Genomic DNA, 27,000 nt, shown 5'->3' on the forward strand with positions numbered 1-27,000 from the left:
CATGTCAGATTCATCCCGGTCGATGCCTACAGCGGTCGAAATCGACAAGCGCGAGCTCTGCTTCCAGGGCTTCTACAAACTGGACAAGCTGTTCCTGCGCCACGAGCTGTTCAACGGTGGCATGAGCAAGCAGATCAGCCGCGAATTGTTCGTGCGCCATGATGCCGTGTGCGTGTTGCCTTACGACGCCGCTCGCGACGAACTGGTGCTCATCGAGCAGTTCCGGGTCGGCGCGGTGGGCAAGGTCGACAACCCCTGGCTGATCGAAATGGTTGCCGGGCTGATCGACAAGGACGAGCTGCCCGAGGAAGTCGCGCACCGCGAGGCCGACGAGGAAGCGGGCCTGCAGATCCAAGCGCTGTGGCCGATCAGCAAGTACTTCCCGTCTCCCGGTGGCAGCGACGAGTACGTGCACCTCTACCTGGGCCGCTGCAGCAGCGAGGGCGCGGGTGGCCTGCATGGCCTGGAAGAAGAGGGCGAGGACATCCGCGTCAGGGTCTGGGCATTCGACGATGCCCTGCAGGCCGTGCGCGATGGTCGAATCATCAACGCGGCAGCGATCATCGCCATTCAATGGCTGGCCCTGAACCGCGACGAAGTCAGGGGGCTGTGGTCGTGAGTCCGTTGCGCGAGCGCTACCGGGTCGATCTGGTCGGCCTGCAGGCTGCCTGCGAAGCCAATTATGCGCGGCTCATGCGCCTGCTGCCGGACATGCGCAGCCAGCAGGTGTCGCGCCGCATCGCCATGACCCAGGCCGACCAGATGCTCGGTGTGCTGACGCTGGAGGTGCTGCTGGCCTGTCCGTACACCACCACCCTGCGCGTACGCCAGGAACACAGCCTGCCATGGCTGCCGGTGCCGCAGATGGAAGTGCAGGTGTACCACGATGCGCGCATGGCCGAAGTCGTCAGTGCCGAGCATGCTCGGCGTTTCCGCAGTGTCTACCCCTATCCCAATGCGGCCATGCACCAGCCTGACGAAAAGGCTCAGCTCAACCTGTTCCTTGGCGAGTGGCTGAGTCATTGCCTGGCCTGTGGCCACGAGTACGAAGCGGTACGCTGAGCATCGTCCTGCACGAACGCCGCACGTCGCATTGCCCTTGCCATCCAGGCTGCGCATAATTTGCCGGTTGCCCCTTTCGCCTGGAGACGGTCTTGCCGAGCCTATCTGATCCCACTGTCGATGCCCCGGTGCTGCTCGTGCAGCTTTCGGACAGTCATCTGGTGGCCGAAGCCGACGGCGCCATGTTCGGCGTGAACACGCGCCAAAGCCTGGCGCAGGTGGTCGCGCAGGTGCTCATGGAACAGCCACGCATCGACTTGCTGGTCGCCACCGGTGACCTGTCCCAGGACGGCACGCTGGCGTCGTACCAGGCGTTCGCGCAGGCCACCCAGGTCATTTGCGCACCGGCGCGCTGGCTGCCCGGCAACCATGACCAGCCTGCGCTCATGCAGCAGGCCGCCCAGGGCACCCAGTGGCTGGAGCCGGTGGCGGACGTGGGCGCCTGGCGGGTGACCCTGCTCGATTCGACCATCGCTGGTTCGGCAGCCGGCTATCTGGCCGACGACCAGTTGCAGTTGCTCGAGCGGGCGCTCGTTGAAGCACCGCACAAGCATCACCTGGTGTGTCTGCACCACCATCCGGTTGCGATCGGCAGCCAATGGATAGAGCCCATCGGGCTGCGCAACGCTGAGGCCCTGTTCGAGCTGCTCGCGCGTTTCCCTCAGGCGCGGGGCCTGCTCTGGGGGCATGTGCATCAGGAAATCGACCGTCACGCCCATGGCTTGCGCCTGCTGGCGTCGCCGTCCACGGGCATTCAGTTTCTGCCAGGCAGCGAGGATTTCGCCCTGGACGACCGAGCGCCGGGATACCGCTGGCTGCGGCTGATGCCCGATGGGCAGATCGAGACAGGCGTGTCGCGCCTGGCAAACTTCACCTTTACCCCCGACCTGAACGCCGCGGGTTATTGACTCAGGGGCGGTAGCGCGGCCTTCGCGGGCAGAGCCCGCTCCCACGGGGTTTCGTGCCAGGCTTGCGGCTTGCCCATATACCGACGCACCAACACCCCAACTGCACCCCCGACAAGGTAAACTGCGCGCCATCTCTATGCCCGGAGGCCCCCATGCCCGGTTCGATCCTCTACATTCACGGTCTGAACAGTTCGCCGGATTCGCAGAAAGCCCGCCAGCTGAGCGCGCTGATGCAACGCATCGGCCTGGCCGACCAGCTTCGCGCGCCGGCGCTGCACCACCATCCGCGCCAGGCCATTGCCCAGCTGGAAGCCGCACTGGCGGAGCTCGACGCGCCATTGCTGGTGGGAAGCTCCCTCGGCGGCTACTATGCGACGCACCTGGCCAAGCGCTTCGGGCTCAAGGCATTGTTGATCAACCCGGTGGTCAATCCGCACCGTCTGTTCGATGGCTACCTGGGGATGCAGACCAACCACTACACGGGCGAACGCTGGCAGTTGACCCGCGACCACGTCACGGCGCTGGCCGAGCTGGAAGTGCCGGCGCCTACCGATCCCGAGCGGCTTCAAGTGTGGCTGCAGACCGGCGACGAAACCCTCGACTATCGCCAGGCGGCGGCCTTCTACCAGGCCTGCAGCGTACACATCGAAAACGGCGGCGACCACGGCTTCCAAGGCTTTGCGCAGAAGTTGCCAGCGCTGCTGGCATTCGCCGGCATCGACGCGGCGCGTTACCAGGCCGTCGATTTTGCCCAGCTTTGATCACTCTTTTCACGAACGACTGACGACGAGACCCCATGGCCAATCCCAGCGCTAGCTCCTATAACGCAGACGCCATCGAAGTCCTCTCGGGCCTCGACCCGGTGCGCAAGCGCCCGGGCATGTACACCGACACCAGTCGGCCCAATCACCTGGCCCAGGAAGTCATCGACAACAGTGTCGACGAAGCCCTGGCGGGCCATGCGCGGTCCATTCAGGTCATCCTGCACGCCGATCACTCTCTGGAAGTGTCCGACGATGGCCGTGGCATGCCCGTGGACATCCACCCCGAGGAAGGCGTCAGCGGCGTCGAACTGATCCTCACCAAGCTGCACGCGGGCGGCAAGTTTTCCAACAAGAACTACCAATTCTCCGGCGGCCTGCACGGGGTCGGTATCTCGGTGGTCAACGCCTTGTCCAATCAGGTGCGGGTCAGGGTCAAGCGCGACGGCAACGAGTACCAGATGACCTTCGCCGATGGCTTCAAGGCCACCGATCTGGAAGTCATCGGCACCGTCGGCAAGCGCAACACCGGCACCAGCGTGTACTTCGCCCCGGACCCGAAATACTTCGATTCGCCGAAGTTTTCCGTCAGCCGCCTCAAGCATGTGCTCAAGGCCAAGGCGGTGTTGTGTCCCGGCCTGCTGGTCAGCTTCGAAGACAAGGGCAGCGGCGAGAAGGTTGAATGGCATTACGAAGACGGTCTGCGTTCGTACCTGATCGACGCGGTCACCGAATTCGCTCGCCTGCCCGACGAGCCGTTCTGCGGCAGCCTGGCGGGCAACAAGGAAGCCGTGGACTGGGCACTGCTGTGGTTGCCCGAAGGTGGCGACAGCGTTCAGGAAAGCTACGTCAACCTGATTCCCACGGCCCAGGGCGGTACCCACGTCAACGGGCTGCGCCAGGGTCTGCTGGATGCGATGCGCGAGTTCTGCGAGTTCCGCAACCTGCTGCCGCGCGGCTTGAAGCTGGCGCCGGAAGATATCTGGGAACGCATCGCCTTCGTGCTCTCGATGAAGATGCAGGATGCGCAGTTCTCCGGCCAGACCAAGGAGCGGCTGTCCTCGCGCGAGGCGGCCGCGTTCGTCTCTGGCGTGGTCAAGGACGCCTTCAGCCTGTGGCTCAATGCCCATCCCGAGTTGGGCATGCAGTTGGCCGAACTGGCGATCAGCAACGCCGGGCGCCGCCTCAAGGCGAGCAAGAAGGTCGAGCGCAAGCGCATCACCCAGGGCCCCGCATTGCCCGGCAAGCTGGCCGACTGCGCCGGCCAGGACCCAGCCCGCTCCGAGCTGTTCCTGGTCGAAGGCGACTCGGCAGGTGGCTCGGCGAAGCAGGCACGGGACAAGGAATTCCAGGCGATCCTGCCGTTGCGCGGCAAGATCCTCAACACCTGGGAAGTGGACGGCAGCGAAGTACTCGCCAGCCAGGAAGTGCACAACATTGCCGTGGCCATCGGCGTCGATCCCGGTGCCGCCGATATCAGCCAGCTGCGCTACGGCAAGGTGTGCATTCTGGCCGACGCCGACTCCGACGGCCTGCACATCGCGACCCTTCTGTGCGCGCTGTTCGTCCAGCACTTCCGGCCTTTGGTGGACGCCGGTCACGTCTACGTCGCCATGCCGCCGCTGTACCGCATCGACCTGGGCAAGGAGATCTTCTACGCCCTGGACGAGGCCGAGCGCGACGGCATCCTCGACCGCCTGGTCGCCGAAAAGAAACGCGGCAAGCCGCAGGTCACGCGCTTCAAGGGCCTGGGCGAAATGAACCCGCCGCAACTGCGCGAAACCACCATGGACCCCAACACCCGCCGCCTGGTGCAACTGACCCTGGACGATTTCGCCGGGACCACCGAGATCATGGACATGCTGCTGGCCAAGAAACGTGCGGGCGACCGCAAGGCGTGGCTCGAGTCCAAGGGCAATCTGGCCGAGGTGCTGGCTTGATCGCAGCGCTGCTGACAGCCCTGTTCGCCCTGGCCCTGCCGACGCTGGCCGTGGCGTCGGGGAAACCACCCGTGCCCGAGCTGACCCTGGTCGGCGAGCACGCGGTGGACGGCATGCCCAGCGGGAATCTGTCCGGGCTGGCGCTGTGCCGCAAGGCATTGTGGGCCGTTTCGGACCGGGAGGACGGTACGGTCTATCGACTCGACACCTCGACCCCCGACTGGCAGGCCACGGCCGTAACCTTCAAGGCGCCGCCGGTACCGCCCAGCGGCCTGCCTGTTCGTCTGCGCATGAGCAGTTGGGCGGCGGCCTTCGTGCGCGGCGGCGACCTGGATTTCGAAGGCATCAGCTGCGATGCCCGAGGCAACCAATACCTGGTCAGCGAAGCTCACGTGGCGGTGCTGCAGATTCCCGTGTCGGGCGAGCCGAAATGGTTGCCCCTGGACCCGACCCTGGTCAGTCAGGCACGTGCCAGCAATCTGCTGTTGCATTTCAATGCCCTGTTCGAAGGGCTAACCGTCAACCCGGCCGGCGACCGCTTGTGGCTGGCGGCCGAACGTCAGCAGCGCGGCCTGTTGGCCGTTCGCAAGCGGCCGTTGAGCTGGAGTTGTGAGGGGCGTTGCGTACTGCTTGCCGAAGGCGGTGTGGAAGCCCTGCCGGTGCAGATTCCCCGGGCCCGGCACATGCCGCGCGATTTTGCCGATCTGGCCTGGTTCGATGGCAAGCTGTTCACGCTGGAACGCAATGCCTACCGCATCTGTCGTCGCGATGCGGACACGGCTGCCGTCGAGCGTTGCTGGTCGTTCGCCGCCGAGGCGCTGTTGCCGGCCCGCCGTTATGATGCTCCCTACGGTCTGACCGAAGCGCTGAGCGTCGATGCCGAGGGGGCGTGGGTGGGCACCGACAACAACCAATGGGCCCGCGCCGATGGCGAGCGTCGCCCGGTGGTCTGGCGTTTCGCGGCCCCCGCCGGCGGCTGGAGCGCGGCGCCATGAGCCAGGCCGCACCGGGCAGACGCACTGGCAAGGTGTTGATGCTGCTGGCCTGGGCCGCAGCCTTGTACCTGGCCACGCAGTTCTTCGGTGACTGGGAGCAGCGTCGCGAAAACCCCAATGCCGTGCCGGTTTCCCAGCACGGCGACGGCTACGTGGAAGTGCAATTGGCCGGCAATGGCCAGGGGCACTTCGTCAGCGGCGGCTTCATCAATGGGCAGCCGGTGCAGTTCATGCTCGACACCGGCGCCACCGATGTGGCCATGCCCGAAGCGGTAGCGCGCAAGCTTGAATTGGCACGCGGGGCGCCGGTGCTGCTCACCACTGCCAACGGCAAGACCCAAGGCTACCGCACCGAGATCGCCACTCTGCAGCTGGGCGATATCCGCCTGAGCAATGTCCGCGCCCTGGTGGTGCCGGGCTTCGACGGCGACCAGGTGCTGCTGGGCATGAGCGCTCTGAAACAACTTGAATTCACTCAGCGCGGTGGCAACTTGCTGCTGCGCCAGACCACGAAACGATGAGGCTTGCATGAGCGATTCCCTCGATCTCAGTCTTGACGGCGTAGAACGCCGGTCCCTGGCTGACTTCACCGAACAGGCCTACCTCAACTACTCCATGTACGTGATCATGGACCGCGCCCTGCCGCATATTGGCGATGGCCTCAAGCCGGTCCAGCGACGCATCGTCTATGCCATGAGCGAGTTGGGCCTGGACGCCGACGCCAAGCACAAGAAGTCCGCGCGCACCGTGGGCGACGTGCTCGGCAAGTTCCACCCCCATGGCGACTCGGCCTGCTACGAGGCCATGGTGTTGATGGCGCAGCCGTTCAGCTATCGCTACACGCTGGTCGATGGCCAGGGCAACTGGGGCGCGCCGGATGATCCGAAATCCTTTGCGGCCATGCGCTACACCGAGGCGCGCCTGTCGCGCTATTCCGAGGTGCTGCTCACCGAGCTGGGGCAGGGCACGGCGGACTGGGTGCCGAATTTCGACGGTACCCTCGACGAGCCGTCGGTACTGCCGGCGCGGCTGCCCAATATCCTGCTCAACGGCACCACCGGCATTGCCGTAGGCATGGCCACCGATGTTCCACCGCACAACCTGCGCGAAGTGGCCAGCGCCTGTGTGCGCCTGCTCGACGAGCCCAAGGCGACGATCGAGCAGCTCTGCGAACACATCCAGGGCCCCGACTACCCGACCGAAGCGGAAATCATCACCCCGCGCGCCGATCTGCTGAAAATCTACCAGACCGGTCGCGGCTCGGTGCGCATGCGCGCGGTGTATCGCCTGGAAGACGGCGACGTCGTCGTCACCGCCTTGCCGCACCAAGTGTCCGGCGCCAAAGTGCTGGAACAGATCGCGGCGCAGATGCAGGCCAAGAAGCTGCCGATGGTGGCGGACCTGCGTGACGAATCCGACCACGAGCATCCGTGTCGCATCGTCATCATTCCACGCTCCAATCGCGTCGAAGTCGACGATCTGATGCAGCATCTGTTCGCCACCACCGATCTGGAGTCGACCTACCGGGTCAACGTCAACATCATCGGCCTGGACGGGCGCCCGCAGTTAAAGAACCTGCGCGCGTTGCTGGTCGAATGGCTGGAGTTCCGTGTCAACACCGTGCGCCGTCGCCTGCAGTTCCGCCTGGACAAGGTCGAACGTCGCCTGCACCTGTTGGACGGCTTGCTGATCGCCTTCCTCAACCTGGATGAAGTGATCCACATCATCCGCACCGAGGAGCATCCCAAGGCGCGCCTGATCGAACGCTTTGCCCTCACCGAGATCCAGGCCGACTACATTCTCGATACGCGCCTGCGTCAGCTGGCGCGCTTGGAAGAAATGAAGATCCGTGGCGAGCAGGAAGAACTGGCCAAGGAGCGCGCCAAGCTGCAGGCGCTGCTGGGCAGCGAAAGCAAGCTGAAGAAGCTGGTGCGCGCCGAGCTGATCAAGGACGCCGAAACCTATGGCGACGCGCGTCGCTCGCCGATCGTTGCGCGCAGCGAAGCGCGCGCGCTGTCGGAAAACGAGCTGATGCCGACCGAGCCGGTGACGGTGGTGCTGTCCGAAAAAGGCTGGGTGCGTTGTGGCAAAGGTCACGACATCGACGCCACGGGCCTCTCCTATAAAGCCGGCGACGGCTACAAGACCGCGGCCACCGGGCGCTCGAACCAGTTCGCGGTATTCATCGACTCGACCGGGCGCAGCTACTCGGTGGCCGCGCACACCCTACCTTCGGCCCGAGGCCAGGGCGAGCCGCTGACCGGCCGGCTGACGCCGCCCCCCGGCGCAAGCTTCGAGTGCGTGATGCTGCCCGACGACGACGCGTTGTATGTCATCGCGTCGGACGCCGGCTACGGCTTCGTGGTCAAGGGCGAAGACCTGCAGGCCAAGAACAAGGCTGGCAAGGCGCTGCTCAGCCTGCCCAAAGGGGCCAAGGTGATCAACCCGCGTGCCGTACCCGATCGCGAACGCAATTGGCTGGCCGCGGTGACCACCGAGGGGCGCCTGCTGGTATTCAAGATCAGCGACCTGCCGCAACTGGGCAAGGGCAAAGGCAACAAGATCATCGGCATTCCCGGTGATCGAGTGGCCAGCCGTGAAGAATTCGTCACTGACCTGGCAGTGGTTGCCGAAGGCTCGACCCTGGTCCTGCAGGCGGGTAAACGCACGCTGTCGCTCAAGCCCGACGACCTCGAGCACTATAAAGGCGAGCGCGGTCGGCGTGGCAACAAGCTGCCCCGCGGTTTCCAGCGCGTCGACGCCCTGGTCGTGGAAAACCTCTGATCGACGATCGCGCCCGGACGGCGGCAGTGCTGCCGTTCGACGTACTAGCACTGGAGTCGGGGCGCGGATTCACGGATGATAGGCCCTTTCGCGGCGCTGCCAAGCGGCAGCGTCCAGACGACCCGGTCAAGTATTGCTGCGGTTGCCGTGTGGCAGCCGCCTGGATGAAATGATGAAACTGTTGCGCCTCCCCGTGATTCTATTGCTCAGCGGCGTGCTGGGACTGGCCGGATGCAGCACGCATCAGCCAGTGGCCCTGTATCAGCTCGACAGCGGCAACCCCGGGCTGCCCAAGGAAAGCCGCGGCATGGCCGTGCTGCTGGGGCCAGTATCCGTGGCTGACTACCTGCAGCGCGAAACGCTGCTGCAGCGCCAGTCCGATGGCAGCCTGAGGGCGTCCACCGACGGTCGCTGGGCCGGCAGTCTTTCTGCAGACATCGACCAGTTGCTGTTGCGCCAGATGGCTTGGCGCCTGGACAGCCAGCGCGTAGTGCTGGCACCCACGCCAGCCAACTTCACGCCTGACGCCCAGGTACTGTTGTCGATCACCCGCCTCGATTCGGGCAGCCGCCAGCCGGCGATACTGGATGCCCAGTGGCGCGTCCTGGACCGCCGCGGGCAGGTACGCGACAACCGTATCGTCCACCTTGAAGAAAAGCATGACGGCGGTACTGCGGATCAAGTCCAGGCCCAGGGCGTTCTGCTTCAGCGCCTGGCCGCACAGTTGACGGCGGCGCTCAAGCCGCTGGCCAACCAGCCGGCGCTGGTCGAGGAGCGCAAATCCGCGCCGGCGCAGGTGCGCCGCGAGCAGGAAAAGTCGCGGATTCCCTTGGCTACGCCCATCCGTACCGATCTGGAAGTGTTCCGCTTCTAGAACGGCGCCCACAAAAAAGCCCGCGTTGCGGGCTTTTTTGTGGGCAATCGCTCAACCGATCAGCTGATTCGTGCCAGTTGGCGTTCCAGCAGGGACGGGTAGGGCTCCAGCAGCCGCTCGACGCAACAGGCGCCTTCAGGGCTGGCGATCGAGCGAATGCGCGCGCGTTGACGGATCAGCGGGTCTTCGCCGATCTCGCGCACCACCAGCAGCAGGTTGCGACTGTGCTGGGAGAGCGCCAGTGCATCCTGCGCCGATTCGGTCAGCAGCAGGTCGATGGAATTCAAGCCATGAACGTCATCGCTGAGCACCAGCCCCAACTGCAGTTGCAGGGTGATGCCGCTGTCGGCGACCTCGATCTGCAAGGCATGGCCCAGGGCGCGCAACAGTTCGCCGCAACAGATCGCGTTGGTCAGGTAGTCGTCCCCGCTGTGCTCGCTGTGAAACAGCATCAGCGTGCTGCCATCGTTGAGCATGTGCACTTCGCCCTCGTACAGCGAGGCAGCCTGTTGCAGACAGTCGTGGTAACGCTCCAGCAACTCGGCCAGGCGTGCCTTGGGCAGGCGACGCAGTTGTTCCTGCGCGCCCAGTTGCACGGCCAGCACAGCGCTGTCGGTGTGCACCCGGGCCACGGCCGTGGTCGGCTGCTTGATCACGGCCACCGGGGTTTCGCGCAGATCGGAGAACGGATCGTCGCCGAAGTCTTCTTCGTCTTCGTCCGCGTGAATCTGGCGCATGACCGGTTTTACCGGCTTGGCTGCCACGGGAGGGAAGGGACCCGGCCTGGCGGTTGCCGTGCGCACGGGTGGCGCCGCTTGCGGCTCGTCGTCTTCGTCCGTGTCGTCGGGCTCGACCTCCGGCTCGCGCGGCTCGGGCGCCAATTGCGCGTGCAACTGCCGCGCCAGATCACCGATCTCGTCGGTGCGCTGAGTGGCCGGGGTGAACTCGTCGGGGTTGCGCAACCAGACCCGCAGCTGCAGCAGCGGCGTGGAGATGTAACGACCCAACCGCAGGCTCAAAGCCAGTGCCAGCACCAACAGGATGCCCGCCAGCACACCCATGCTCTGCAGGCTGATGGTCAACGGCTGCTGGAACTGGTTCATGTCCAGGCTGATGCGCAGTTGCCCGGCCAGCGCATCCTGGAAGTTGATCTTCGTTTCGTACAGCCCCTGGCTCTGCCCCAGCAGGCCGCTCTTGGGGCGCTGGCCGGCTTCGGCGAGAATGCGGTTGTCCGGGCTGAAGATCGCCGCGTGGGCGACCAGCGGGTTCTTCACCAAGTTGTTGAGCAGCACGTTGAGGCTGAGGATGTCGTTGGACACCAGCAGCTCGGTGGCGGACGTGGCCGTCTGCGTGGTCAGGCTCTGCCCCACCGCGTCGGCCTGCTCGTGCATGGCCTGCTTGAACTGCAGACCCATGACGCAGGCGTAGATCACCAGGGCAATGGCAACCAGCACGATGTTGGTGAACGCGATGCGCAAAGCCAGGGGCACTCGACGGTGGCGCACGGCTCGGAAGATCAGCAGGAAGAAGTTGTCGGTTTTGACTGGCGTAGGCCGGTTCACTGAGCGCGGCTCTTTGTCCGTGAAGTTGGCGCGCAGTATAACGACCCCCCTCCGAGCGGCAAAGCGCTGCCTGTGCCCGATGGTCACTGAAAGTGGTTAGAATGCGTTTTTTTTCATGAAACGGGGTGCCTCTTGCGCGAAATCGTCCTGCTCAACATCACCGCTCAGGAGCAGTCGGGCATCGCCGATGCCTTGCGCGCCGCTCTGGCCGCCGATACCACGTTCAGCGCCGCCCAGTCCGCCACGCCGGCTGAACATGTGGTCAGCGTGATGGGGCGCCAGGTCGGTCACCCCGCCTTGCAGCAGGTGGTCAGCCTGCTGAGCGAGCATGGCTTGGCGTTGGCGAGCATCGAACGCCTGTCTGCCGCCGTGGGCGGCAACGCCTGTTTCGAGCTGGGCCTGCTTGGCACGCTGGAGCAGCCGCTGCAATTGCGCGGGCAGGTGCTGGAACTGAGCGCTGCGCTGGGTCTGGACATCGTCTACCAGCCCGAGTCACCCCAGCGCCGACACCCACGCCTGGCGGTGTTCGACATGGATTCGACCCTGATCGAGGCCGAGGTGATCGACGAACTGGCCAAGGCGGCCGGCATCGGCGAACGCGTCGCGGCCATCACCGAGCAGGCCATGCGCGGCGAAATCGATTTTCGCGCCAGCTTCAAGGCGCGTCTGGCACTGCTCGATGGTCTCGACGTTGCGGTACTCGATGACATCGGTGCTCAACTGCGCCTGAGTGAAGGGGCCGAGCGCTTGTTCGCCGAACTCAACCGCATGGGTGTGAAGACGGCCATTCTGTCCGGTGGCTTCACTTATTTCGCCAGGCAGTTGCAGGAGCGCCTGGGTATCACCCATGTGTTCGCCAACGAATTGCAGGTGGTCGACGGCAAATGCACCGGCCTGGCAGTCGAGCCGATCGTCGACGCCCAGCGCAAGGCCGACCTGCTGCAGCAGCTGGCTCGTGAACAAGGTGTGGAGTTGAGCGAGACCCTCGCCGTGGGCGATGGCGCCAACGACCTGGCCATGCTGGCGATTGCAGGCCTGGGCGTGGCGTTCCGTGCCAAACCGCTGGTGCGGCAGTCGGCGCGTCAGGCCATCAGCGTGCTGGGGCTGGACGCCGTGCTGTACCTGCTGGGCCGCCGCGACTGAACGCAGGCTGGCTCAGAGGTCTTTCCACAGCGAATCGAAGTCTTCTTCGGGCGCAGCATCGTCGGCACCGGCCGGCGCCGGTGTGGCCACTTCCAGCAGGTGGTATTCGAACTGGTTGAAGCTGCCGGTGCCGGTCATGCGCTGACCAAGGCCGGCCGGGCGTTCTTCACCTTGGGTGTTGATGATCACCTTGTTGCCTTCCTGGAACGGCATGCGCGGCGCCAGCAGTGAGGCAGGTATGTCGATGGCGCGGATCTCCGGCAGCAACAAGCCGCGGAGGAACTGGCTGTTCTGCTCGCTGACGCGTACCAGTTGCAGACCGCATGGCTGCGCGTGCGGTGCCACCAGCTCGATGCCCATCTGCGTACCGCCACTGCGCACCTGACGGATCCAGCGCACCACCGCCACGCTCCAGCCCTGGGCCTGAGTGTCCTGGATACCGATCATTTCTCCGGCCTGCAGCTGCGGTGGAACTTCCCTTGGCCATGCCAGGCAGTAGCCGCCGGGGCTGTGGTTGACGATCTGCAGGGCGTAGGTAGGGAAGTGCTGGTCATTGTTGGACGCGCTGGCGGCGCCGCTGCCTTCGCCGCTTGGCAGGTCGTACTGGATTTCTTCGTAGTCGCCGTGCCGATCGGTTTCGGTCGGCCTGCTCCATGACTGGGTGGCGGCGCCCGGCACGAACTGCGCGCTCTGGGAAAGGGCCGGGCGCTTGAGGATCTCGCTGAAGGAGCGCTCGCCGCCGATGTAGTAATGCAGCGCGCTCATACCGATACACACCGTCAGGTTGCCCTGGCCAGGGGTGCGGGTAAAGGTACGTTCCGCCACATCGCCCCAGGCGGCCGCCACGTGTTGCAGCAGATCGATACTGAAGTTGCTGGGGATCAGGCGCGACTGCGCACGCTGCTCGACCGGCATTTCCAGATGCGCCTTGATGGCCTCGACCAGATCGGCCGGATCGAGCCCGACCAGCAGCGGCAGCTGATCCTCTTCATACAGCGTCTTGTAGCGCGGCGGGCTGTCTTCGTCGGGCGCCATGGCGAACAGGCTCGAAGCCAGGGTGGCAGGCTGCACACGCACCAGCAGGCTCCAGGCCTCGAGCACTTCGGCCAGACGCAGGATCGCCTGCTGGCGCATCTGGTTGCAGCGTGAGCTGCCCAGCAACAAGGCGGCGGTGTAGCTTTGCTGCACGCTCAGGGTCGTGCCATGAGCGGCCAGCGGATCGTTGATCGGAACGTTCTGCAACTGATGCGCCAGGGCTGCCTGGTATAGCTGGTGCAATTCCAGCCAGACCCCGTCGGGCACCGGACAATACAGCAGGCTGGCACGCATCACCGGCCCATTCAGACAGTGCAGGGCGCGCTGCGCGGCGGTGGCCAGGAGGGTGGCGCGATCCTTGGAGGCACGGTCTTTCGCGTAGGTGGCGCTGATGCGCAGCACGATCTGCTTGTAGCCGATGGCCAGATGGTTCTGCAGGGCCTGGCACAGGTTGGCGACCTTGCGCGAGCGCTCGTCGAGAACGATAGACTGGTTGAGGAAGTGTCGTTCCAGATGCTTGCAGACGAAATACACCTCGGGCCGCAGCAGCTCGAGCAGTTGCAGGCGGTTTTCGCTGGGCGTGAGCAGCTGGTTGAGCTCGCCCAGGCCCTGGTACAGCAATCGGGCGGTTTCCCCCAGATTGGCCTTGGGCAGCTTGGCAATCCAGCGCTTGAGGTCGCGCGGGGTCGCTTCGCAGAAGGTCAGGCTCAACTGCGATGGCGTCGGTGCGCGCAACAACAGAGGGGGGCGTGGCGACATCGGTCGTTTCCCGGTTCAACTCAGGTCGTCGCTCGAGGGCTTGAACGACGAAAAAAGACAGGCCATTCATTTGGCCGTATGCAAGGACTCTAACAGCATTGGATAACGGTCGCAGCCCCGATGTCGCCGAGGCTGCGCCGTGCCGTCCGCGCGGCTCAGATCACCGGGGTAGGCGTCGCCGACGCGGCCGCGGTCGAACTGTGCGCAAGTCCCAGGCCCTGGCCCATGTTCACCGGTGAAAGATTGGCCAGATGATGGGCCCATTGGACCTGTTCCGGGCCAAACAGCATGACCACGGTGGAGCCCAGCTTGAAGCGGCCCATCTCGGCACCCTTCTCCAGATGGATCGGCGCGCGAGCGGCTTCGTCGTAGCGAAAGGTCTTGAGTTCGCGCTTGGGTGGCGTCACCAGGCCCGCCCAGACGGTTTCTATCGAGGCGACGATCATCGCGCCCACCAGCACCATGGCCATCGGTCCGCGTTCGGTGTCGAAGATGCACACCACCCGTTCGTTGCGCGCGAACAGTTCAGGCACGTTCTCGGCGGTGGTCTGGTTGACCGAGAAGATGCGCCCCGGCACATAGATCATTTCACGCAGGGTGCCCGCCAGTGGCATGTGCACCCGATGGTAGTCGCGAGGTGACAGGTAAATGGTGGCGAACTTGCCACCCATGAAGGGGGCGGCGTTGTCTGGATCGCCGCCCAGCAGTTCGAGCACGCTGAAACTGTGGCCCTTGGCCTGGAAGATGCGACCGTGTTCGATGGTGCCCAGTTGGCTGATGGCGCCGTCGGCTGGCGAGAGGATTGCACCGGGGGTCGGGTCCAGCGGGCGGGCATCGGGCTTCAAGGCACGGGTGAAGAAGGCGTTGAAGTTTTCGTAGGCGCTCAGGTCCTCGACCTGGGCCAGCGACATGTCGACGTTGTAGCGCTCGGCGAACCAGCGGGTGAAGGCGTTCTTGAACCAGCGCGAGCGGCACTCGGCAACGCACCCGGCCAGGCGCGAGAGCAGGTGATGGGGCAGCAGGTACTGACTGATGATGAACAAGCGATCTTTCATTGAGTGTCCTTAAACTTCGATAGGGGTGTCGGGGTGGTTGCCCCATTCGCCCCAGGAACCGGCATAGCCCTTGACGCGTGGATAGCCCAGCGCCTTGGCCACGAGATAAGTGAAACCAGAGCGGTGATGGGTCTGGCAGTGAGTGATGATTTCCTTGTCGGCGGTGATGCCCAGGCCGTCGAGCATCTGAGCGGCATCGCTGCGAATGCGCAGCTGGCGCGCCGGATCCATGACCGCAGTCCACTCCAGGTTGATTGCACCGGGAATGTGCCCCGCCTTGGCTGCCAGCACTTTTTCGCCCGAGTATTCCAGCGGGCCGCGGGCATCCCAGATGGCCAGGTCGCTGGTGCCCAGGCGGCTTTGCAGGTACTCGCGGCTGGCGGTGGGCTCGTCGTGCAGGGTCAGCGGCAGCGGGCCACCGGCGCTGGCTGGCGTGTCCTGGCTGAGCGGCAGGCCGGCCGCTTCCCATGCCAGAATGCCGCCATCGAGGTAGTGATAGCGGGAATGACCGATCACGTCGAGCATCCAGATGAAGCGTCCGGCCCAGCCGCCGCCCTCGTCGTCGTAGACCACGTAGGTCGCCTGCGGGTTGTGCCCCAGCTCGCCGAACAGCTGCTCCAGTGCCGCCAGCCCAGGCAGCAGCCCCGGTGCGGGTGGCTGACCCAATTGGGTACGCTTGGGATCGACGAAACGCGCCCCGCGGATGTGCCCGGACGCATAACGTGCGGCGCTGGTCAGGTCGACCACGATCAGGTTGGCGGCATCGAGCCGGGTGTCCAGCTCATCGGGCTCGATCACCAGGGGCAGGCCAGAGAAGTCAGGCATTCGGGTCTCCAGACGAAACGGAACGGCGATTGTAGCGCAAGCCTCACCGGCTGCGGTTGGTAAAGGTGTCCAGCGCGCGCTCGATGCACTGTGCGGTCTTGCCGAAGCCCTGCACGCTGATCTCGGAAAACGGGCGTCCGCCCTGGTCGGCGACCAGCAGCGTGTGTACCCGGCCTTCGACGCCCAGCGAGCGCAGCAGCAGGTGTTCACCGCGGAACAGCGCGCGCAGGGTTGCCGGCAGCAGCGCCTGGAGCTGTGCACTGTTGGCGGTGTTCATGCGCAACTGGGTCGGTTGGGCGAGCAGCCGCTGCAACAGGCTGCTGTGCTCGATGCCCAGGCTCAACGCGGCCGCCTCCTTGGGCAGCCCGGCGCTCTGGTGCACGCGCAGGCTGCCATGGCTGCGGTCGACCATCAGCAGCATGACGCGCTGCATGCCGCACGCCAGCAATGCATCGCGTGCACAGGTGGTCAGGTGCAAGGCATTGTTGAAAGGCGTCGGTGTGGCCAGCAGCTGCGTGCACAGATGCCGCCAGCTCGTCAGTGCCGCTTCGCTCGGCGCAGGGGCTGGTGCCGGTTCGCTGTCCTGCGTCGCGAGCGTGTGCTGCGGCGGCCACGGCAGGCTGCGCGCCGGATGCCACAAGTCGGCAGCCCAGTGCACACGGGCGCTGTGCACCGCGTGTTGATGGACCTGTTGCTGCACCTGTTCGAGCGGCACTTGCAGGTAGAGGCAACTCAGGTACTGCCAGCGCTGCAGGTGGGGGGTGAACCAGCCGTGCTGCGCCGCCAGGGCCAGACCGTTGGCCATCAGGATGGTATTGGCCGGTTGGTTCAACCAGCGCCGCAACGCCGGCTCGTCGTCCAGCTGCTGTTGCTGGCGCAGGCGATGCTGGTTGTCGCGGGCGATGTGCAGCGCCTGCACCAGTGCTCGACGTTCCCCCAGCAGCAGGCCATAACCGTGCAGCACCCAGGCCGGCAGACGCCATTTCTGCGCCAGCGCCTGGCAAAGCACCAGCAGCGGTACGCCGAACAAGGCCTGCTCGACCGTGGCCGCCGCTTCGCCTTCGGCAATGACCCGCCGCTCCCATTCATCGAGCAGCTCAGGGTAGGTGGCAGCCAGGGGCCAGAGCGGCGACAGGAACAACAGGCTGCCCCAGTGGATCTCCTGCCACAGCCGTGCCAGCCGTGCCGCGAACAGGCCATTGGCCTGCTGGCTGGCGTGCTGGCTGACCATCTGCAACTGGCGCAGTGTCAGGGGCATCTGCTGCGGCTCGAGCGCAGGCAAACGCATCAACAACTCTTCGGTGCGCGACAGACCCAACCGATTCAGGGCAACTTCGAGGCTTTCCGCCGGTTCCGCCAGGCTGTTGCTGGCATGCCGGTTGGCTTCGCGCATCACGCTGAGCACCAGCGCCGGGCTGTGCTGCATCAGGTCGGCGATGTCGCGCAGCGAGCGGCGCCTGTCCTTGATCGCCGCGCGAACCTTGTCGTGGTAAAGCCTGGGGATCGGCAGACGCACGCCATCGAGCAGTGCGAGCCAGGTGTCTAGGGTTTGAGGCTTGGCGTTGGACACTATGCTTATCCTGATGCATGCCTGAATGCAGGCCGACTACACGAACGGACCAAACTGGCTTTTGAAAACCGCTGCCTATAGTCTGGCGCAGTTCTGCCGATAAGGAGAACAACAGATTCAACATCATCTTTTTCGTCCTTGAACCCGACTTCTGAAGTGTTTTTTATCCATGGCTAAAATCATCGGCATCATTGTCGTGTTCGCGAGCGTGCTGGGCGGATACGTGCTTTCCCACGGCCAGCTGGCCGCCCTGGTGCAGCCCTTCGAGGTGCTGATCATCGGTGGCGCCGCACTGGGCGCGTTCCTGCAGGCCAACCCCGGCAGCACCACCATGATCGTGCTGAAGAAGTCGCTGAAGATGTTCAAGTCGCGCTTCAGCCATGCCTTCTATCTGGAAGTGCTGAGCCTGCTGTTCGAGATTCTCAACAAGAGCCGTCGCGAGGGCATGATGTCCATCGAGGCCGACATTGAGGACGTCGCCGCCAGCCCGATCTTCGCCAAGTACCCAGCCCTCCTCAAGGACGAGCAGATGATGGCGTTCATCTGCGATTACCTGCGCATCATGTCTTCGGGCAACATGGCCCCACACGAACTCGAAGGTCTGTTCGACATGGAGCTGTTGAGCATGAAGGAAGAGCTCGAGCACCCGTCCCACGCTGTCACCGGCATCGCCGATGCGTTGCCCGGTTTCGGTATCGTTGCGGCGGTCCTGGGTATCGTCGTGACCATGGCCTCGCTGGGTGATGGCGACAAGGCAGCGATCGGCGGTCACGTGGGCGCCGCCCTGGTCGGTACGTTCCTGGGTATCCTGGCGGCCTACGGTTTCTTCGGGCCCTTGGCGACCTGCCTGGCCCATGATGCCAAGGAAGAACTGAACGTCTACGAGGCCATCAAGGCGTCGCTGGTGGCTTCGGCCTCGGGCATGCCGCCGTCGCTGGCCGTGGAGTTCGGGCGCAAGGTGTTGTACCCGGCGCACCGGCCCAGCTTCGCCGAACTCGAACAAGCCGTACGCGGTCGCTGAGTCATGGAAAACAACCAGCCCATCATCGTCAAGCGGGTCAAGCGCTTTGGCGGCGGCCACCACGGCGGCGCCTGGAAGATCGCGTTCGCCGACTTCGCGACGGCGATGATGGCGTTCTTCCTGGTGTTGTGGCTGTTGTCCGAAGCCACGCCTGAACAGAAGATCGCCATCGCTGGCTACTTCAAGGACCCGATCGGCTTCTCCGAAAGCGGCACGCCCTATGTCATCGACTTGGGCGGCTCGCCCCAGCTATCGCCTGAGAAGACGCTGAATCCGGACGTCGAGGTGTCGCCGCCCAAGCCCGAGACCTCGACCCAGGTCGCGGCCGAGCAGGCCGAGCAAGTGGCCCAGCAGGTTGAAAAGGAACGCCTCGAATTGTTGCTGCAGGAACTGCAGAACAAGGTCGACGAAAACCCCCAGCTGCAGAAATTCAAGGACCAGATCCTTTTCGAAATCACTCAGGACGGCTTGCGCATCCAGATAACCGACGCCGAGAATCGGCCGATGTTCGACCTGGGCAGTGCGCGGCTCAAACCCTATTTCGAGGACATCCTGCTGGCCATGGCGGACACCATCAAGGCGGTGCCGAACAAGATCAGCGTCAGTGGTCATACCGATGCCAAGCCCTACGCCGGCAGTGCGGCGGGCGGCTTCGGCAATTGGGAGCTGTCGTCCAACCGCGCCAATGCCGCGCGTCGCGCGCTGGTGGCCGGCAGCTACCCTGAAGAGCAGATCGCGCGCGTAGTGGGCTATGGCTCGTCTTCGCTGTTCGACCGCAAGGATCCGTTGAATTCCATCAATCGCCGTATCGATATCGTAGTGCTGACCAAGAAGGCCCAGCGCGATATCGAAGGCGAGCAACCAGCCCTGGAAACGCCAGCCCCCGATGCGCCTCCAGCCGCCAGTCCTCCTGGCGCGTCGATCGGTGATCCCGATGCGCCGGTGCAGCCGCGCGAGCTGCGCCAGCGGCTGAACCTCTTCGAAGACGGCTCGACGAAGATGGTCGAACCGGGCAAGCCCGCGCCCTGATGGGCCGCGCAGCCTTTCAGACGCTGGGTCTGTTCTAGAATCCACGCCCGATGCGTTCGCGCAGGCCCCTGTGGATATCTCGCGCTCGCACATGCAGCGGCGTTTCATGCTGACTGGTCGGCATGCGCAGGGCTGCCTCGCGGTGGTAGGCCTCGATGACGAAGTCCAATTGCTGCGTGCGTGTCAGGGTTGGCCAATGAGCCAGGTATTCGGGCAGCGCCTGGTCGCCCATTCGATACACACAGATGCGCCGGTCCCACGAGGTTGCCTCGCCGATGGAGAAGGGTATCCACCAACGTCGGGCGCTGCTGTGGGACATCATCAGGATCACGTGGGTGCAGTCGCGGATGTGCGCGGTGATTGTCTCGGTGACATGCAGGGTGGTCAGCGATTCGAAGTCCATCACGTCCATGCGTACCTCGATCCCGGCCCTGCGCAGCTGCTTGCGGACCCGCAGCGCGTGTGGATGATCGGCATGCTGGTAGCCGATGAACACGCTCATCGCCGACTCCCGCCAGCAATCGGTCGTGCGAGGCGCAGGCAGGCAACGGGCAGGTCGAACATGGAAAACCTTCATCGTGAGTGTGGAAGGTTGAAAGATTGTTCAATGCCGTTTAAGCGGCAAGGGATGTCATTGAAAAGAGACAATCCCTACCGCCGCAGGTAAATTTCCTTACAGTTGGTTCCTATTGTCCGGCCCTATGGCGCCTGCAGCAGCGCGCGCATCGTCGCTACGATACGTTCGACCTCGGCGTTGTTCAGGGTCAGCGGCGGCAGCAGGCGAAGGGTGGTGCCGCGGGTTACGTTGATCAACAGGGCATGCTCTTGCGCCGCCCGCTGCATCAGCTCGCGGCAGGGCCGGTCCAGCTCTATGCCGATCATCAGGCCCATGCCCCGAACCGCTTTGACCCCGGGCAGGTTTCCCACTTCGCTGCGCAACCGTTCGAGCAGTACTCGCCCTTGACGCGCCGCATTGTCCAGCAGCCGCTCGCGCTCGATGATGTCCAGCACCGTGCAGCCAACCCTGCAGGCCAGCGGGTTGCCGCCGAACGTGCTGCCATGACTGCCGGGCGTGAACAGGCGGCCTACTGCCGCGCTGGCCAGGCAGGCGCCGATCGGAATGCCGTTGCCCAGAGCCTTGGCCAGCGTGATCACATCCGGTTGGATGCCCGCATGCTGGTAGGCGAACCACTGGCCGGTGCGGCCGATGCCACTCTGGATCTCATCGAGCATCAGCAACCAGCCATGGTGGTCGCAGTGCTCACGCAGGGCCCGCAGGTAGGCCGCGGAGGCGACATGGACACCGCTTTCACCCTGAATAGGCTCGAGCAGCACTGCCGCAATGCGCTGGCCGAACGCCTGGGTGACGTTGGCCAGCGCGTCGAGGTCGGCGAAGGGGATCTTGACGCAATCTCCCGGCAGTTGGCCCAGTCCGGCGCTCAGGTGAGCGCCGTCGCTGGCCGCCAAGGTGGCCAGGGTGCGCCCGTGAAAGGCATTGTTCATGACCACCACCAGGGGGCGGGCGATACCGCGGGCATGACCATGCAGGCGGGCCAGCTTCAACGCGGTCTCGTTCGCCTCGGCTCCCGAGTTGTTGAAGAACGCCAGGGCGAGGCCGGACTTCTCGGCCAGCTTCGCACCCAGCTGTTGCTGCCAGTCGATGGCATACAGGTTGGAGGTGTGCAGCAACAGCCCGGCTTGTTCAGTGATGGCGGCTACCACATCGGGATGACTATGGCCCACGTTGGTCACCGCTACTCCGGCCAGTGCGTCCAGGTATTCGCGGCCGCTGTCGTCCCACAGGCGAGTACCGAGGCCGCGGCTGAACATCAGGGGCAAGGGTTGATAGGTAGGCATCAGGTGGCTGGCGCTCATCGCGAATTTCTCGGCAGGGAATGAATCCGCAGTATTCCCTTCAAGCTCTGATGGATAAACGCCGCTAGACTGGATGCACTTTTCACCAGGAGTTGATAATGGATCTGTTCCAAGCCATGCAGGTGTACGTGAAAGTTGTGGAGCTAGGCACCATGACGGCGGCGGCCAAGGCCTGCGACTTGTCCACGACCATGGTCAGCAACCACTTGCAGGCACTGGAGCAGCGTCTGGGGGTAAGCCTGTTGCTGCGCACGACGCGCCGTCAGCAGGTGACCGATGCGGGCCAGGCCTACTACCAGCGCTGCCTGGAGGTGCTGGGGCTGGTCGCCGATTCGGAGCGCTGGGCCGAACACACCCAAGCCACCCCGCAGGGACTGTTGCGGATCACCGCCCCGCCCACGTTCGGCGCCGAGTGCCTGGCGCCGGCGTTGGCGGGGTTTCTGCAGCGTTACCCACAGATCAGCGTCAGCCTCAGCCTCGGCGATCAGGTACAGGACATGCTCGACGGTCAGTACGACGCCGCCCTGCGCTTGGGTAATCTGGAGCCCTCGACCTTGATTGCACGTCCCCTGGACGACTATCGACTGAGCATCTGTGCGTCCCCGGACTACCTGCGTCGCCATGGCACGCCTGGCCACCCCGAAGAGCTGGCCGCGCACGAGTGCCTGCAATTCATGTACAACCCGGGCGATGAATGGCGCGGGACGCAAAAGCGTTGGTCGATGCAGGGACCCACTGGAACGATCGGCGTCGATGTTCGCGGGCGCCTGGTCACCAACAGCAGCGCCGGACTGCGTCAGGCCGCCTTGGCGGGCATGGGCCTGGTGATGCTTCCCGACGTGCTGGTGCGTGGCGATCTCGAGGAAGGCAAGCTGATCCAGGTACTGGCTCGATACGCGTTACCCGGCAGACCCATGCACCTGCTTTATCCACAGGCGCGATACCGTTCGCCGAAGCTGCGTGCATTCGTGGACTACATCGTCCAGACCCTCGGGCCGCAGCCGGCCCGAGGATCAGCAGGTGCCCTGAATCAGTAGGTGTCCTGGGTCAGGCTGGCGATGATCGAGCGGTAGCTGTTCATGCGCTGCTGTTGCACTCGGCCATCGTCCAGTGCCGCAAGCAGGGCGCAACCGGGTTCGCGGTCATGCTTGCAGTCGCGGAAACGACAGGTGCCGAGCAGGTCGGCGAACTCGATGAAACCGGCTTCGACGTCGGCGCGGCTGACATGGCCCAGGCCGAATTCACGGATGCCGGGGGAGTCGATCAGTTCACCGCCACCGGGGAAGTGGAACAAGCGCGCGGTGGTCGTGGTGTGCGTACCCTGGCCGGACCATTCCGACAGCGCACCCACGCGGGCCTGCACTTCAGGCAGCAGGCTGTTGACCAGCGATGACTTGCCCACGCCGGACTGGCCGACGAATACGCTGATGTGACCATCCAGGCGTGCCTGCAATTGCTGCATGCCATCGCCCTGATGGGCCGAGACCTCGAGCAGCGGGTAACCCAGCTGGCGATACACCGCCAGCAGCGCGTTGAGCGCCGGCGCGTTCTGCTCGTCGATCAGATCGGCTTTGTTCAGCAGCAGCAGGGGATGGATGCCCGCGTGTTCGGCGGCTACCAGGTAGCGGTCGATCAGGTTGGCATGGGGCTCGGGCATGGGCGCGAACACGATGACGATCAGGTCGACGTTGGCCGCGACCGGCTTGAGCTGCCCGCGGCTGTCGGGGCGGCACAGCTCGGTACTGCGCGGCAGTTGGGCAACGATGACACCGATGCCCTGATTGCCCGCGCGCCAGACCACCTTGTCGCCGGTGACCAGCGCTGGCAGGTTGGCCCGCAGATAGCAACGGCAGACCTGGCCGGCGTGCTCGCCTTCCAGTGCCTCGACTTCCACCTGAACACCGAAGTGCGCGATCACCAGCCCCGTCTGCTCGGGGCCCAGGTCGCCGCCTTCGAGCGTCTCCAGGGCCTGGGACTCGCGCTTGGCGGCGCGGGCAGCGCGCTCGCCCTGGATTTTTTCGATACGCCAGTTCTGGCGGCGGTTCAGTTGGCGTTTGGCCATGTGTGTTCCGTGTAAATGAATGCAGGTGTTGACGAAGGCGGGATACTAGCACGGCCGGCTACGCTAAACTGCGCAGCTACGCCGAGGAGACTTTCATGCAGAACCCACAGAACCTGATCTGGATCGACCTGGAAATGACCGGCCTGGACCCGGATCACGATGTCATCATCGAAATGGCCACCATCGTCACCGACAGCGACCTCAATACCCTCGCCGAAGGCCCGGTCATCGCCATCCACCAGAGCGACGAGATCCTCGCCGGCATGGACGAGTGGAACACCCGTCAGCACGGCGGCTCCGGCCTGACCCAGCGGGTCCGCGAGAGCACCGTCAGCATGGCCGATGCCCAGGCGCAGACCATTGCCTTCCTCGAGCAATGGGTGCCCAAGGGCAAGTCGCCGATCTGCGGCAACAGCATCTGCCAGGATCGCCGCTTCCTCTACCGCCACATGCGCGAACTGGAAAACTACTTCCACTACCGCAACCTCGATGTCTCGACGCTCAAGGAGCTGGCCGCGCGCTGGGCCCCGGAGGTCAAGGACAGTTTCCAGAAGGGCAGCACCCACCTGGCCCTGGACGACATCCGCGAATCCATCGCCGAGCTGCAACACTACCGCAAGCACTTCATCAAGTTCTGAAGCTCGGAAAAACCTGCTGTGGGAGCGGGGTGGGTGGCAGGCTCTCAGCCCATGAAGAGGCCCATGTGGGAGCGGGTTCTTAGCCCGCGAAGGGGCCCTCAAGCCTACCTCTCTCAATACACCCGACGCCGCGGTGCCTGCATGGCACTGGCGATATCGGCGGCCAACCGCGCGATATCGGCATGAGCCAGGTTACCGACACTGACACGCACCGCCGGCCCGCTCTGCAACCGGAACGGCTGGCCCGCCTGGACCGCCCAGCCGGCGGCTGCAAGGGCCTGCACCGTCGATGTCTCGTCAGTGACCGGCAGCCACAGGTGCAGACCTTCACCAGCGCCGCACAACCTCACACCGTTGAGTTCGAGCGCTTCGATGAGCGAAAGCCGTCGACTTCGATAGTTGGCGCCAACTGCCGTCAAACGATCCGCTTGCAGCATCGCGTTCCAAAGGTGGGCGGTCAGCCGTTGCAGCAGCAGACTGACCCAGCGCGGACCGACCCGCTGCTGACGTTGCATCTCGGCGTGCAAGGAAGCGCTGGCGCCCGCAATCGACACGCGCAGGTCGGGCCCGATGAACTTGCTGGTCGACAGTACATAGAGCCAATGTTGCGGCAGTGGCTGCAGATCGATAGCCGGGGCCTGGCTCAACGGCCCCCAATGATCGTCGATTACCAGCAAGGTCTGGGTAGCGCCCTGCATGGCCTGTGACCACTGCCGCCACCGCTTGGCGTCGAACGAACAGCCGGTGGGATTCTGCGCGCGGGGAGTCAGTACCACGGCGGCTGCGCCGCGCAGCACCTCGGGCGCCGGTGGCAGCGCGCCGTGGTCGTCCATGGCCAGTATCATCGGCTTGAGCTGCAGCCCGGTCAGCAGGTCGCGCAACGGCGGCCAGCACGGATCTTCGATCAGTACCGTGGCGCCGGGTCGGCAGCGCGCCCGCAGTGCCCGCTCCACAGCGTCCAGCGCCCCGCAATACACGCCCACGTGCTCGCTGGGCAATCGCTGGCTCACGAGCCAGTCGCGTGCCAGGCCGGATAGCTGTGGATCATCGCCGAACTGGTCGAAACCATCCTGCTTGAAGTTGCGCAGCAGCCAGCCGTGATCAGCGGCTGGCAACAGCGCGGCATCCAGGTTGCCGCTGGCCATGTCGTCGAGGCCCTGAGGAATAACGAAGCCGTGTTCGGCGACCTGCGACCCAGGTGCATTGACGCGCGTGCCGCGGCGCCCGTCGGTCACCACCATGCCGCTGTCGCGCAGCCTTCTGTAGGCCGCCGCAACGGTATTGGGGCTGACCTTGAGCTGCACTGCCAGGTCGCGAACCGAAGGCAGCGAAGCGTTTTGAAGCAAATCACCTTGCCGTATCTGTCGCTCGATGGCATCCGCGATCTCGACGGCAGTGCGCGCGTTCGTCAATAATGTATTCATACATTCATATTATTGTATTGGTACATAAATGAAAAGTGCGTTGGTATTGCGGCATCTCGCCTTCGAAGACCTGGGTTGCCTGGCTGCGGTGCTGGAAGCCGAAGGCTATGAAATCCAGATGGTGGAGGCGCCACTGCATCCGTTGGCGTCGCTGGATGTGAGCTCGGCAGACCTGCTGATCATTCTGGGTGGGCCCATCGGTGCTTTCGATGACGCCTCATATCCATTTTTGCTGGACGAACTCGAACTCATCCGCCAACACCTGGGCAGCGGCAAACCCTTGTTGGGTATCTGCCTGGGCGCCCAGTTGATCGCCCGTGCCCTGGGCGCGGGCGTCGCCGCCATGGGCCACACGGAAATCGGTTTCGGCCCCGTCACCTTGACCGAAGCCGGGCGCGCCTCGGTCCTCACGCCGCTGGTGCACGGAACACCCGTGCTGCACTGGCACGGCGATCAGTTCGAGATACCACCCCAGGCGACACTGCTCGCCAGCACCGAGGCCTGCCCCCATCAGGCATTCAGCGTGGGCGATCAGGTGCTCGCGCTGCAATTTCATCTCGAGGTGGCACCGCAGGCACTCGAAGCATGGCTGGTCGGCCATGCCAACGAACTGCATCAACAGCGAATCGACCCCCGCGAGCTGCGCGCCCAGGCCCAGGCCATGGGTTCTGCAGGCGTAGAAGCAGCCGGCACGATCCTGATCGACTGGCTGGCGCGCCTGCGATGAGTGGGGCGAGGTCCGTCATCGAGTTGCGGCACGTGCTCGCGGGCAAGTCTCGCCGTTTTACGCGCCCAGGCAGTTTCACAGGTATCGACAAGGAGTCGGTGTGCGGACCGGTTGAAGTGGGAACGCTGGGAATAACAGGCGATGAGCAGGGGGACCGCCGCATCCATGGAGGCCCCGACAAAGCCCTTCACCACTACCCGTTCGAGCACTACCAGGAGTGGACACAGCTCATCGGCGAGCATCCACGCCTTGCACGGCCAGGCGCATTCGGCGAGAACCTGTCGACTGTCGGTCTCGACGAAAACACGGTTTGCCTGGGTGACATCTTTCGCTGCGGCGACGTGCTCCTCGAAGTCAGCCAGACCCGCCAGCCTTGCTGGAAGCTCAGCGACCGCTTCGAGGTGAGCGATATGGCCTTGCGCATGCAGGCCAGTGCAATGACCGGCTGGTATTACCGGGTCCTCGAGGGCGGTGTCCTGCAAGCAGGCGACGCAATGGTGCTCCAGGATCGCCCCATCCCTCGATGGCCGTTGCGCAGAGTCATCGCGCTGTTGTACGAACGGCCGCTGGACCTCGATGAGTTGAGCCAACTTGCGCAACTGCCGCTCGTACCATCCTGGCGCTCACTCGTGGAGCGGCGCCTGACAACGGGCCAGATCGAGAACTGGGCCAGCCGAGTGCTGGGTCCCCTTTCAGGAGAGTAGAAACCATGCAGCACTTTCGCGTCATCGTTCAATTGCACCGGGCGTACTGGTGCCAGTTCGATATAGAGCATGCCGCTGCCGAGCATGCATTGGCAGATGTGGTCCGCCGGTTCCCCGAAGGCGAGGGCTACACCCTCGACATACAACGCAAAACGGGTGAGCGCCGATTGCTGGAATCCACGCCTGACGGAATTCGCGTGCTGTATGCGCAGGGCATATTCGCAAAGACTTGAATGCCATCAATGGC

26 protein-coding genes are annotated in these 27,000 nt (G+C 64.4%); 17 read left to right on the plus strand and 9 right to left on the minus strand.

Annotation, left to right across the window (positions count from 1 at the left end):
* Position 1 precedes the first annotated feature (1 nt).
* The 9 genes from IFT98_RS08870 to IFT98_RS08910 all read left to right on the plus strand — a co-directional run bounded on the left by IFT98_RS08870 (position 2) and on the right by IFT98_RS08910 (position 9,324).
* Complete coding sequence (locus IFT98_RS08870) at positions 2–619, plus strand: NUDIX domain-containing protein (protein WP_122796546.1); 618 nt, start codon at positions 2–4, stop codon at positions 617–619.
* Positions 574–1,062, plus strand: coding sequence for a DUF1249 domain-containing protein (locus tag IFT98_RS08875; RefSeq protein ID WP_197976610.1), 489 nt, complete (start codon positions 574–576; stop codon positions 1,060–1,062). Before IFT98_RS08870 ends, IFT98_RS08875 begins: the two co-directional genes overlap by 46 nt.
* A gap of 92 nt (positions 1,063–1,154) precedes the next feature.
* Entirely contained in the window at positions 1,155–1,970 is an 816-nt protein-coding gene (gene cpdA, locus IFT98_RS08880) for a 3',5'-cyclic-AMP phosphodiesterase (protein WP_192048096.1), read from the plus strand.
* A gap of 152 nt (positions 1,971–2,122) precedes the next feature.
* Positions 2,123–2,731: a YqiA/YcfP family alpha/beta fold hydrolase gene (locus IFT98_RS08885; protein ID WP_192048097.1), complete on the plus strand. Its 609-nt coding sequence runs from the start codon at positions 2,123–2,125 to the stop codon at positions 2,729–2,731.
* A 35-nt stretch (positions 2,732–2,766) separates the two neighbouring features.
* Entirely contained in the window at positions 2,767–4,671 is a 1,905-nt protein-coding gene (gene parE, locus IFT98_RS08890; RefSeq protein WP_043191207.1) for a DNA topoisomerase IV subunit B, read from the plus strand.
* A gap of 8 nt (positions 4,672–4,679) precedes the next feature.
* Positions 4,680–5,666, plus strand: coding sequence for an esterase-like activity of phytase family protein (locus IFT98_RS08895; protein WP_446730826.1), 987 nt, complete (start codon positions 4,680–4,682; stop codon positions 5,664–5,666).
* Positions 5,663–6,187 carry a retropepsin-like aspartic protease family protein gene (locus IFT98_RS08900; RefSeq protein ID WP_192048098.1) on the plus strand — a complete coding sequence of 175 codons (525 nt, stop codon included), beginning with the start codon at positions 5,663–5,665 and terminating at the stop codon, positions 6,185–6,187. The genes IFT98_RS08895 and IFT98_RS08900 overlap by 4 nt, the downstream gene beginning before the upstream one ends.
* 7 nt (positions 6,188–6,194) lie before the next feature.
* On the plus strand, positions 6,195–8,450 hold the full coding sequence (gene parC, locus IFT98_RS08905; protein ID WP_192048099.1) for a DNA topoisomerase IV subunit A: 2,256 nt from the start codon (positions 6,195–6,197) through the stop codon (positions 8,448–8,450).
* Between the two features lie 169 nt (positions 8,451–8,619).
* Complete coding sequence (locus IFT98_RS08910) at positions 8,620–9,324, plus strand: PqiC family protein (protein WP_122714597.1); 705 nt, start codon at positions 8,620–8,622, stop codon at positions 9,322–9,324.
* A 59-nt stretch (positions 9,325–9,383) separates the two neighbouring features.
* On the opposite strand, the gene IFT98_RS08915 is transcribed toward IFT98_RS08910, so the two are convergent.
* The gene (locus tag IFT98_RS08915; protein WP_122714598.1) at positions 9,384–10,886 is read right to left on the minus strand and encodes a HAMP domain-containing protein; all 1,503 of its coding nucleotides are present in this window, start codon (positions 10,884–10,886) and stop codon (positions 9,384–9,386) included.
* Positions 10,887–11,078: 192 nt separating this feature from the next.
* Here IFT98_RS08915 and serB point away from each other — a divergent pair, with 192 nt between their 5' ends.
* Positions 11,079–12,029 (plus strand): phosphoserine phosphatase SerB, encoded by a 951-nt coding sequence (gene serB / locus IFT98_RS08920; RefSeq protein WP_244650923.1) that lies wholly within the window; start codon positions 11,079–11,081, stop codon positions 12,027–12,029.
* A gap of 12 nt (positions 12,030–12,041) precedes the next feature.
* On the opposite strand, the gene IFT98_RS08925 is transcribed toward serB, so the two are convergent.
* From IFT98_RS08925 to IFT98_RS08940, 4 genes are all read right to left on the minus strand, one after another.
* Positions 12,042–13,823, minus strand: a complete 1,782-nt coding sequence (locus IFT98_RS08925) for a molecular chaperone (protein ID WP_192048100.1) — start codon at positions 13,821–13,823, stop codon at positions 12,042–12,044.
* A 155-nt stretch (positions 13,824–13,978) separates the two neighbouring features.
* Complete coding sequence (asd, locus tag IFT98_RS08930) at positions 13,979–14,878, minus strand: archaetidylserine decarboxylase (RefSeq protein WP_192048101.1); 900 nt, start codon at positions 14,876–14,878, stop codon at positions 13,979–13,981.
* A 9-nt stretch (positions 14,879–14,887) separates the two neighbouring features.
* Positions 14,888–15,703 carry a rhodanese-like domain-containing protein gene (locus IFT98_RS08935; RefSeq protein ID WP_192048102.1) on the minus strand — a complete coding sequence of 272 codons (816 nt, stop codon included), beginning with the start codon at positions 15,701–15,703 and terminating at the stop codon, positions 14,888–14,890.
* Between the two features lie 43 nt (positions 15,704–15,746).
* On the minus strand, positions 15,747–17,273 hold the full coding sequence (locus IFT98_RS08940) for an HDOD domain-containing protein (protein ID WP_342214144.1): 1,527 nt from the start codon (positions 17,271–17,273) through the stop codon (positions 15,747–15,749).
* Positions 17,274–17,442: 169 nt separating this feature from the next.
* Here IFT98_RS08940 and motA point away from each other — a divergent pair, with 169 nt between their 5' ends.
* Both motA and motB read left to right on the plus strand, forming a co-directional pair.
* Complete coding sequence (motA, locus tag IFT98_RS08945) at positions 17,443–18,294, plus strand: flagellar motor stator protein MotA (RefSeq protein WP_122480391.1); 852 nt, start codon at positions 17,443–17,445, stop codon at positions 18,292–18,294.
* A gap of 3 nt (positions 18,295–18,297) precedes the next feature.
* Entirely contained in the window at positions 18,298–19,323 is a 1,026-nt protein-coding gene (gene motB / locus IFT98_RS08950) for a flagellar motor protein MotB (RefSeq protein ID WP_192048103.1), read from the plus strand.
* A 34-nt stretch (positions 19,324–19,357) separates the two neighbouring features.
* Here the strand turns inward: motB and IFT98_RS08955 are convergent, their stop codons facing one another.
* Positions 19,358–19,825 carry a toll/interleukin-1 receptor domain-containing protein gene (locus tag IFT98_RS08955; RefSeq protein ID WP_192048104.1) on the minus strand — a complete coding sequence of 156 codons (468 nt, stop codon included), beginning with the start codon at positions 19,823–19,825 and terminating at the stop codon, positions 19,358–19,360.
* A gap of 197 nt (positions 19,826–20,022) precedes the next feature.
* On the minus strand, positions 20,023–21,198 hold the full coding sequence (locus IFT98_RS08960) for an aspartate aminotransferase family protein (protein WP_192048105.1): 1,176 nt from the start codon (positions 21,196–21,198) through the stop codon (positions 20,023–20,025).
* A gap of 98 nt (positions 21,199–21,296) precedes the next feature.
* Here IFT98_RS08960 and IFT98_RS08965 point away from each other — a divergent pair, with 98 nt between their 5' ends.
* Positions 21,297–22,235, plus strand: a complete 939-nt coding sequence (locus IFT98_RS08965) for a LysR family transcriptional regulator (protein ID WP_192048106.1) — start codon at positions 21,297–21,299, stop codon at positions 22,233–22,235.
* Here the strand turns inward: IFT98_RS08965 and rsgA are convergent.
* Positions 22,229–23,260, minus strand: a complete 1,032-nt coding sequence (rsgA, locus tag IFT98_RS08970) for a small ribosomal subunit biogenesis GTPase RsgA (protein ID WP_122714605.1) — start codon at positions 23,258–23,260, stop codon at positions 22,229–22,231. The two genes, IFT98_RS08965 and rsgA, sit on opposite strands and share 7 nt — an antisense overlap.
* 95 nt (positions 23,261–23,355) lie before the next feature.
* Here rsgA and orn point away from each other — a divergent pair, with 95 nt between their 5' ends.
* The gene (gene orn, locus IFT98_RS08975) at positions 23,356–23,898 is read left to right on the plus strand and encodes an oligoribonuclease (protein WP_122480385.1); all 543 of its coding nucleotides are present in this window, start codon (positions 23,356–23,358) and stop codon (positions 23,896–23,898) included.
* Between the two features lie 113 nt (positions 23,899–24,011).
* Here orn and IFT98_RS08980 read toward each other — a convergent pair whose 3' ends face one another.
* On the minus strand, positions 24,012–25,322 hold the full coding sequence (locus IFT98_RS08980) for an aminotransferase class I/II-fold pyridoxal phosphate-dependent enzyme (protein ID WP_192048107.1): 1,311 nt from the start codon (positions 25,320–25,322) through the stop codon (positions 24,012–24,014).
* Positions 25,323–25,350: 28 nt separating this feature from the next.
* Between IFT98_RS08980 and IFT98_RS08985 the strand changes: the two genes are divergently transcribed.
* Genes IFT98_RS08985 through IFT98_RS08995 form a run of 3 tightly spaced genes read left to right on the plus strand, consistent with a single transcriptional unit; the run spans position 25,351 to position 26,986 of the window.
* Complete coding sequence (locus IFT98_RS08985) at positions 25,351–26,049, plus strand: glutamine amidotransferase (protein WP_192048108.1); 699 nt, start codon at positions 25,351–25,353, stop codon at positions 26,047–26,049.
* Positions 26,046–26,753 carry an MOSC domain-containing protein gene (locus tag IFT98_RS08990; protein WP_192048109.1) on the plus strand — a complete coding sequence of 236 codons (708 nt, stop codon included), beginning with the start codon at positions 26,046–26,048 and terminating at the stop codon, positions 26,751–26,753. Before IFT98_RS08985 ends, IFT98_RS08990 begins: the two co-directional genes overlap by 4 nt.
* Positions 26,754–26,758: 5 nt before the next feature.
* Positions 26,759–26,986, plus strand: a complete 228-nt coding sequence (locus IFT98_RS08995; RefSeq protein ID WP_192048110.1) for a hypothetical protein — start codon at positions 26,759–26,761, stop codon at positions 26,984–26,986.
* Positions 26,987–27,000 lie beyond the last annotated feature (14 nt).

The organism is Pseudomonas sp. CFBP 8770, assembly GCF_014841705.1.
Lineage (GTDB): Bacteria > Pseudomonadota > Gammaproteobacteria > Pseudomonadales > Pseudomonadaceae > Aquipseudomonas.

Excerpts from the sequence above, each read along its gene's own strand:
- IFT98_RS08870 (WP_122796546.1), top strand. The coding sequence starts at position 2 with ATGTCAGATTCATCCCGGTCGATGCCTACAGCGGTCGAAATCGACAAG.
- IFT98_RS08875 (WP_197976610.1), top strand. The coding sequence starts at position 574 with ATGGCTGGCCCTGAACCGCGACGAAGTCAGGGGGCTGTGGTCGTGAGT.
- IFT98_RS08885 (WP_192048097.1), top strand. The coding sequence starts at position 2,123 with ATGCCCGGTTCGATCCTCTACATTCACGGTCTGAACAGTTCGCCGGAT.
- parE (WP_043191207.1), top strand. The coding sequence starts at position 2,767 with ATGGCCAATCCCAGCGCTAGCTCCTATAACGCAGACGCCATCGAAGTC.
- IFT98_RS08900 (WP_192048098.1), top strand. The coding sequence starts at position 5,663 with ATGAGCCAGGCCGCACCGGGCAGACGCACTGGCAAGGTGTTGATGCTG.
- parC (WP_192048099.1), top strand. The coding sequence starts at position 6,195 with ATGAGCGATTCCCTCGATCTCAGTCTTGACGGCGTAGAACGCCGGTCC.
- IFT98_RS08910 (WP_122714597.1), top strand. The coding sequence starts at position 8,620 with ATGATGAAACTGTTGCGCCTCCCCGTGATTCTATTGCTCAGCGGCGTG.
- IFT98_RS08925 (WP_192048100.1), bottom strand. The coding sequence starts at position 13,823 with ATGTCGCCACGCCCCCCTCTGTTGTTGCGCGCACCGACGCCATCGCAG.
- asd (WP_192048101.1), bottom strand. The coding sequence starts at position 14,878 with ATGAAAGATCGCTTGTTCATCATCAGTCAGTACCTGCTGCCCCATCAC.
- IFT98_RS08935 (WP_192048102.1), bottom strand. The coding sequence starts at position 15,703 with ATGCCTGACTTCTCTGGCCTGCCCCTGGTGATCGAGCCCGATGAGCTG.
- motA (WP_122480391.1), top strand. The coding sequence starts at position 17,443 with ATGGCTAAAATCATCGGCATCATTGTCGTGTTCGCGAGCGTGCTGGGC.
- motB (WP_192048103.1), top strand. The coding sequence starts at position 18,298 with ATGGAAAACAACCAGCCCATCATCGTCAAGCGGGTCAAGCGCTTTGGC.
- IFT98_RS08955 (WP_192048104.1), bottom strand. The coding sequence starts at position 19,825 with ATGAGCGTGTTCATCGGCTACCAGCATGCCGATCATCCACACGCGCTG.
- IFT98_RS08960 (WP_192048105.1), bottom strand. The coding sequence starts at position 21,198 with ATGAGCGCCAGCCACCTGATGCCTACCTATCAACCCTTGCCCCTGATG.
- IFT98_RS08965 (WP_192048106.1), top strand. The coding sequence starts at position 21,297 with ATGGATCTGTTCCAAGCCATGCAGGTGTACGTGAAAGTTGTGGAGCTA.
- rsgA (WP_122714605.1), bottom strand. The coding sequence starts at position 23,260 with ATGGCCAAACGCCAACTGAACCGCCGCCAGAACTGGCGTATCGAAAAA.
- orn (WP_122480385.1), top strand. The coding sequence starts at position 23,356 with ATGCAGAACCCACAGAACCTGATCTGGATCGACCTGGAAATGACCGGC.
- IFT98_RS08980 (WP_192048107.1), bottom strand. The coding sequence starts at position 25,322 with ATGAATACATTATTGACGAACGCGCGCACTGCCGTCGAGATCGCGGAT.
- IFT98_RS08985 (WP_192048108.1), top strand. The coding sequence starts at position 25,351 with ATGAAAAGTGCGTTGGTATTGCGGCATCTCGCCTTCGAAGACCTGGGT.
- IFT98_RS08990 (WP_192048109.1), top strand. The coding sequence starts at position 26,046 with ATGAGTGGGGCGAGGTCCGTCATCGAGTTGCGGCACGTGCTCGCGGGC.
- IFT98_RS08995 (WP_192048110.1), top strand. The coding sequence starts at position 26,759 with ATGCAGCACTTTCGCGTCATCGTTCAATTGCACCGGGCGTACTGGTGC.